Source organism: Pelagibius sp. (assembly GCF_028289705.1).
GTDB lineage: Bacteria > Pseudomonadota > Alphaproteobacteria > Kiloniellales > Kiloniellaceae > Pelagibius.
The window spans coordinates 1-6,040 of the sequence record NZ_JANQOI010000051.1 but is presented as its reverse complement, the minus strand read 5'-3'; the positions used below and the strand labels follow the sequence as shown (position 1 = coordinate 6,040).

The following is a 6,040-nucleotide window of genomic DNA, read 5'->3' as shown; positions in this document are numbered from 1 at the left end:
CCCAACTGCACGGTGCGCCACTCCGCCTACATCGCACCGGGGGTCGTGCTGATGCCGAGCTTCGTGAACCTGGGGGCCTATGTGGACAGCGGCACCATGATCGACACCTGGGCCACGGTCGGCTCCTGTGCGCAGATCGGCAAGAACTGCCACATCTCCGGCGGCGCCGGCATCGGCGGCGTGCTGGAGCCGCTGCAGGCCGGCCCGGTGATCATCGAGGACAACTGCTTCGTCGGCGCCCGTTCCGAGGTGGTGGAGGGCGTCGTGGTGGAGGAGGGCTCGGTGCTCTCCATGGGCGTCTACATCGGCGCCTCCACCAAGATCGTCGACCGCAACAGCGGCGAGGTCTACATGGGCCGGGTGCCGGCCTATTCGGTGGTGGTGCCCGGCAGCCTGCCGGGCAAGCCGCTGCCCGACGGCAGCCCGGGACCCAGCCTCTACTGCGCGGTGATCATCAAGCAGGTGGACGAGCGCACCCGCGCCAAGACCTCCATCAACGACCTGCTGCGCGACTAGGGCGCGGCGATGGCCCCGGCCCCCCTCGACACGCTGGACCTCGCCCGGGGGCTGATCCGCTGTCCCAGCGTGACCCCGGCGGAGGCCGGCAGCCTGAGCCTGCTGGAGGAGGTGCTGAGCGGCCTTGGCTTTGCCTGCCATCGCCTGCCCTTCGCCGAGGAGGACAGCCCGGAGGTCGACAACCTCTTCGCCCGCCTGGGCGAGGCCGGTCCCAACCTCTGCTTCGCCGGCCATACCGATGTGGTGCCGGTGGGCGACCCCGCGGACTGGAGCGTCGATCCCTTCGCCGCGGAGCTTCGCGACGGCTGTCTCTACGGCCGCGGAGCGGTGGACATGAAGGGCTCCATCGCCGCTTTCGTGGCAGCGGTCAGCGCCTTCCTCGCCGAGGGCGGTAAGCCCCGGGGATCGCTGTCGCTGCTCATCACCTGCGACGAGGAGGGGGTGGCGATCAACGGTACCCGCAAGGTGCTGCGCTGGATGCGCGAGCAGGGTGAGCAGCTCGACGCCTGTCTGGTGGGGGAGCCGACCAGCAACGCGCGCCTCGGCGACATGGTGAAGATCGGCCGCCGCGGCAGCCTGAACGCCGAGGTGGTCGTCGCCGGCACCCAGGGCCACACCGCCTATCCCCAGCTTGCCGACAACCCGGTGCATCATCTGACCCGCATGCTGGCGGCGCTGGTCAACGAGCCGCTGGACGAAGGCAACGCCCACTTTCCGCCCTCGAGCCTGCAGATCACCTCCGTCGATGTCGGCAACGCCGCGACCAACGTCATCCCGCCCAAGGCGACGGCGCGCTTCAACGTCCGTTTCAACGACCTGTACAGCAGCGGGTCCCTGGAGACCTGGCTGCGCGAGCGCCTGGACGGCGCCATCGACCGGGCGCGGGGCGCCGGCTACGAGATGGCGATCCGCGTGTCCGGTGAATCCTTCCTCTGCCCGCCCGGCCCCTGGAGCGATTTGGTCTCCGCCGCGGTGGCCGAGGTGACCGGGGCGGCGCCGGAACTGGGCACCACCGGCGGTACCTCCGATGCCCGCTTCATCAAGGACCACTGCGCCGTCGCCGAACTGGGCCTGCTGAACGCCACCGCCCACAAGGTGGACGAGCACGTCAGCCTCGAGGACCTGACCGCCCTCACCCGGATCTATCGCGCGGTCCTCGACCGCCATGCCGCCGGATAGGAGGTCAGGCCTTCGGCGCTCCCGCGAAGGCCTCGTCCGGATAGCCCACTTCGGTGAGATAGAGCCCGCAGGCCGGCGCCGTGGGGCCGGCGGCGGCGCGGTCCCGCACCTCCAAAGCCGCGCGCAGATCTTTCGCGCGCCACTTCCCCTCGCCCACCAGCTTCAGGCTGCCGGCGAAGTTGCGCACCTGGTGATGCAGGAAGGAGCGGGCCTCCGCCCGGATCTCGATCAGCGCGTCCTGGCCGCCGTCGCCGCTCCGCGCCACGCTCAGGCGGTCCAGCGTCTTCACCGGCGACTTGGCCTGGCATTCGCTGGCCCGGAACGAAGTAAAGTCGTGCTCGCCGATCAGCTCTTGCGCCGCCGCGTGCATGGCGTCCGCGTCCAGCGGCTGCGGCACGAACCAGGCGCGGCCGCGCTCCAGCGCCAGGGGCGCGCGGCGGTTGACGATGCGGTAGAGATAGGCCCGGCGGTTCGCCGAAAAGCGCGCGTGGAAGTCACCGGGCACCGGCCGCGCCGCAACCACCGCCACCGGGTCCGGCTTCAGGTGGAAGTTCAGGGCCGCCATCAGGGTCTCGGCGGTGGTCTCCTTGGCCAGATCAAGGTGGGCCGACTGGGCCAGGGCATGGACGCCGGAATCGGTGCGCCCGGCCCCTTCCACCAGCACGGACTCCCCGCAGAAGCGCTCCACCGCCTGTTCCAGCGCCGCCTGCACCGAGGGGCCGTTGTCCTGGCGCTGCCAGCCGACGAAGCCGCCGCCGTCGTACTCGACGAGGATCTGGAATCGGCTCATCGGTCGGGTCCAAGGGGCAGGCGGCTGCCGCTGGGCAGGGCAAAGCCGCGCAGAAAGGCCTCCGCCGTCATTGCCCCGCGGCCGGCGCGCTGGACGCGGAGCAGCCGCAGGGCACCGGCGCCGCAGGCGATGGTCGGCGCCTGGTCCAGCACCCGGCCCGGCTCCCCGCTCTCCGGCAGCGGCTCGGCCTCCAGAACCTTGACGCGTTCGCGCTTGCCGTCCTGGGAGACCTCGAAGAAGGCGCCGGGCCAGGGGGTGAAGGCCCGCACCCGGCGATCCAGCTCCGCCGCCGTTTCGGTCCAGTCCAGCCGGCCCTCCGATTTCTCCAGCTTGGCCGCGTAGGTCACGCCGGCCTCGGGCTGGGCCTGTGCCGTCAGACGGCCGCTGCGCCGGCCCTCCAGCGCCTCGACGATCAGCCGTCCGCCGAGGGCGGCCAGGGCGTCGTGCAGGTCCTGGGCACTGGTCTGCGGGCCGATGGCCAGGCTTTCCTGCAGCAGCACCGGGCCGGTGTCCAGCCCCTCGTCCATCTGCATGATGCTGATGCCGGTGGCGCGGTCGCCGGCGAGGATGGCGCGCTGGATGGGCGCCGCCCCGCGCCAGCGCGGCAGCAGGGAGGCATGGATGTTGAGACAGCCCAGGCGCGGCGCCTGCAGGGTCGCCGCCGGCAGGATCAGGCCGTAGGCCGCCACCACGGCGGCATCCAGCTCTAGCTCCTCAAAGGCGCGCTGGGCCGCTTCGGTCTTCAGGGAAGTCGGCGTGCGGACCGGCCAGCCGCGGGCCTCCGCCAGCGCGTGGACCGGCGAGGGCCGCTCCTGCTGGCCGCGCCCGGCGGGCCGGGGCGGCTGGGTGTAGACGGCGACGATCTCGTGGCCGGCCTCGGCCAGGGCGTCCAACGCCGGGACGGCGAAGTCCGGCGTCCCCATGAAGGCGAGGCGCAGGGGATGCAGGGGATAAGGAGTGTCGCCGGAAGAGCTGGCCATGGCCCGGCCGGGTCACGCGGTGGCGTAGCTTGCCAGCGGCTTGTCCGCCTTCTTGGCCTTCAGGAGCTTGCGCAGGATCATGTTGCGCTTCAGGGCGGTGAGGTGGTCGACGAAGAGGATGCCCTCCAGGTGATCCATCTCGTGCTGGATGCAAGTCGCCAGCAGGCCATCGGCCTCCAGCTCGCGGATCTCGTTCTCGCGGTCCAGATAGCGCACCTTGATGGCGGCGGGGCGGACCACGTCGCCGTAGTGCTCCGGCAAGGAGAGGCAGCCCTCCTCGTAGCGGGCGTCCTCGTTGGAGACCCAGGTGAGCTCCGGATTGGCCATGAAGAGGGGGGCCTCGGGCTCCTCGTCGCCGGAGACGTCGACCACGATCACGCGCTTCAGCACCCCCACCTGGGGCGCCGCCAGGCCGATGCCCGGTGCGTTGTACATGGTCTCCAGCATGTCCTCCATCAGCCGGCGGATCTCGCCATCCACCGCCGCGACGGGCTGGCAGACCTTCTTCAGGCGCGGATCGGGAGCGGTGATGATCGGGAGCAGGGCCATGTTTCGGCGGTCGCGGAGGTTTCCAAATTGCCGCGCGAAGGGACAAGCTGTCCGCGCGCGAGCGTGAAAGCTCTACCTATTGCCTGCACCGGTCAGCGTCAAGACGCCTGGGCCGCTGGCGACGACGGAGGCGAGGCGAATCGGAGTGCTGTGCTAGGCTCCGATTCGCGTTCTGTTCTTTCCCGGAGTCGCACCATGGATTCCCTGATGATTCTCGTCCTCGCCGGCGGACTCGGCCTGCTGGCCGTTCTTGGCTTGTTCCTGATGGTCAGCCGGCGGCCTCGGGATGACGGCGCGCGCGACGAGGCATTCGCCGCGCTGGCCGGGCGGCTCACCCAGATGGCGGACTCCCAGGCCGCCGTCCAGGCCCAGATCGCCGAGCAACTGCAGAGCCAGGAGCGGCTCATGGCCAAGGCCCTGGACGACCGCCTCGAAGCCTTCTCGCGGCGGGTGGGCGAGCGCCTCACCGAGACCGCCACCAAGAACCAGAGCGCCCTCACCGACCTGCGCGAGCGCCTCGCGGTGATCGACAAGGCCCAGCAGAACCTGACCGAACTGTCGGGCCAGATGGTCGGCCTGCAGGACATCCTGGCCAACAAACAGGCCCGCGGCGCCTTCGGCGAGGTGCAGCTGCGCGACCTGGTGGAGGCGGCGCTGCCGCCCTCGGCCTACGATTTCCAGGCGACCCTCAGCAACGGACGCCGCGCCGACTGTCTGCTGCAGCTTCCCAACCCGCCGGGCCCCATCACCATCGACGCCAAGTTCCCGCTGGAGAGCTATGAGGCGCTCAGGGCCGCTGGCAGCGACGAGGCGATGCTGACGGCAGCACGCCGCGCCTTCGCCCAGGACCTGCGCCGCCACGTTCAGGACATCGCCGCGCGCTACATCATTCCCGGCGAGACGGCGGAATCGGCGCTCTTGTTCCTGCCCAGCGAGGCGGTCTACGCCGAGCTGCACGCCAACTTCCGCGGGGTGGTGGAGGAATCCTACAAGGCCCGAGTCTGGATCGTCTCGCCCACCACCATGATGGCGACCCTCAACACCGTACGCGCGGTCCTGAAGGACGTACGCATGCGCGAGCAGGCCGGCATCATCCAGACCGAGGTGGGCAAGATGATGGTCGACGTGCTGCGCCTGGACAAACGGGTCAACAACCTGGAGAGCCACTTCGAGTTGGCGCGCCGCGACATCCAGGAGATCCGCACCTCCTCCGGCAAGATCCTCAAGCGCGGCGAGAAGATCGGCGAGCTGGAGCTGGAGGACGGGACGACGGCCCTGGAGCCGGCGACCCCGGAGCCGGTTCAGATCACCAAGCACTGACCACTGCGGTCCGATTTAGGGTATCGCGGTCTGGCGCAGAGGATTGCAGTGTAAGGGGTTAGAGCCAAGAAATTGGCTGCGGGACAGGAGAGCGAGCCCGTAGTGGTGAACGGCTTGCCGCTGAGAGGTTGTCACCCCCACCCCAACCCTCCCCCGTCGAAGGGGGAGGGGGAAGTTATTGAAGCGGCTGAGAAAATCTCCTCCCCCCTTGACGGGGGGAGGTTGGGTGGGGGGTGAGCCGCACATTCGATGGCAGCCGGGTTTTCGATACTGACCTAAACCGGACAGCAGTGAGCACCGAGCGGGTTTGGTTCGATATTAATCTAAATCGCGTTAAGTGCTCAAAATCCAGTTAATTAACTTGATTTAGATTTAGCTCGACACGCGGATCCGATAGCTGATCGTGCTTTCGCCCTTGGCCGGCACCCGCAGGCGCCAGACCACGCGGTTGGCGGACTCCTGTTCGTGCGGCTGGCTTTCCTCCAGCATGCTCCAGCCCTGGGGCAGGACGCCGCCGACCAGCACCTCCACCGCCTCGGCCTTGGCGTTTTTGACGACGATGCGCTGGCCGGTCTCGTAGCTGCGGTTCGACAGACGCTCGAAGACCGTGCGCACGGCGCGGGCGGTGACGTCGAAGGCGCGGCCCAGGGTGAGCCGAGCCATCTCCCCCTCAGGGGTGTGGACCAGCCGGTCTTCGCCGAGAAAC

6 protein-coding genes and 1 pseudogene are annotated in these 6,040 nt (G+C 69.4%); 3 read left to right on the top strand and 4 right to left on the bottom strand.

What is annotated here, in order from left to right; all coding sequences use genetic code 11:
• A partial coding sequence (locus tag Q0996_RS06370; protein ID WP_299616968.1) for a 2,3,4,5-tetrahydropyridine-2,6-dicarboxylate N-succinyltransferase occupies nt 1–516 on the top strand: 516 nt, incomplete at its 5' end.
• Between the two features lie 9 nt (nt 517–525).
• Nucleotides 526–1,695: a succinyl-diaminopimelate desuccinylase gene (dapE, locus tag Q0996_RS06365; RefSeq protein WP_299616967.1), complete on the top strand. Its 1,170-nt coding sequence runs from the start codon at nt 526–528 to the stop codon at nt 1,693–1,695.
• A 4-nt stretch (nt 1,696–1,699) separates the two neighbouring features.
• On the opposite strand, the gene truA is transcribed toward dapE, so the two are convergent.
• From truA to def, 3 genes are read right to left on the bottom strand one after another with little or no spacing between them, the layout of a single operon-like run.
• Nucleotides 1,700–2,485, bottom strand: coding sequence for a tRNA pseudouridine(38-40) synthase TruA (truA, locus tag Q0996_RS06360; RefSeq protein WP_299616966.1), 786 nt, complete (start codon nt 2,483–2,485; stop codon nt 1,700–1,702).
• Complete coding sequence (gene fmt / locus Q0996_RS06355) at nt 2,482–3,465, bottom strand: methionyl-tRNA formyltransferase (RefSeq protein WP_299616965.1); 984 nt, start codon at nt 3,463–3,465, stop codon at nt 2,482–2,484. The genes truA and fmt overlap by 4 nt, the downstream gene beginning before the upstream one ends.
• Nucleotides 3,466–3,477: 12 nt before the next feature.
• Nucleotides 3,478–4,014, bottom strand: a complete 537-nt coding sequence (def, locus tag Q0996_RS06350) for a peptide deformylase (protein WP_299616964.1) — start codon at nt 4,012–4,014, stop codon at nt 3,478–3,480.
• A 195-nt stretch (nt 4,015–4,209) separates the two neighbouring features.
• Here def and Q0996_RS06345 point away from each other — a divergent pair, with 195 nt between their 5' ends.
• Nucleotides 4,210–5,334, top strand: a complete 1,125-nt coding sequence (locus Q0996_RS06345) for a DNA recombination protein RmuC (protein WP_299616963.1) — start codon at nt 4,210–4,212, stop codon at nt 5,332–5,334.
• Between the two features lie 372 nt (nt 5,335–5,706).
• On the opposite strand, the pseudogene Q0996_RS06340 reads toward Q0996_RS06345, so the two are convergent.
• Nucleotides 5,707–6,040 (bottom strand): annotated as a pseudogene (locus Q0996_RS06340) (DUF4139 domain-containing protein); the annotation flags it as partial.

What these genes read in the sequence shown, in the direction of transcription:
- dapE (WP_299616967.1), top strand. Translation starts at nt 526, where the DNA reads ATGGCCCCGGCCCCCCTCGACACGCTGGACCTCGCCCGGGGGCTGATC.
- truA (WP_299616966.1), bottom strand. Translation starts at nt 2,485, where the DNA reads ATGAGCCGATTCCAGATCCTCGTCGAGTACGACGGCGGCGGCTTCGTC.
- def (WP_299616964.1), bottom strand. Translation starts at nt 4,014, where the DNA reads ATGGCCCTGCTCCCGATCATCACCGCTCCCGATCCGCGCCTGAAGAAG.
- Q0996_RS06345 (WP_299616963.1), top strand. Translation starts at nt 4,210, where the DNA reads ATGGATTCCCTGATGATTCTCGTCCTCGCCGGCGGACTCGGCCTGCTG.
- fmt (WP_299616965.1), bottom strand. Translation starts at nt 3,465, where the DNA reads ATGGCCAGCTCTTCCGGCGACACTCCTTATCCCCTGCATCCCCTGCGC.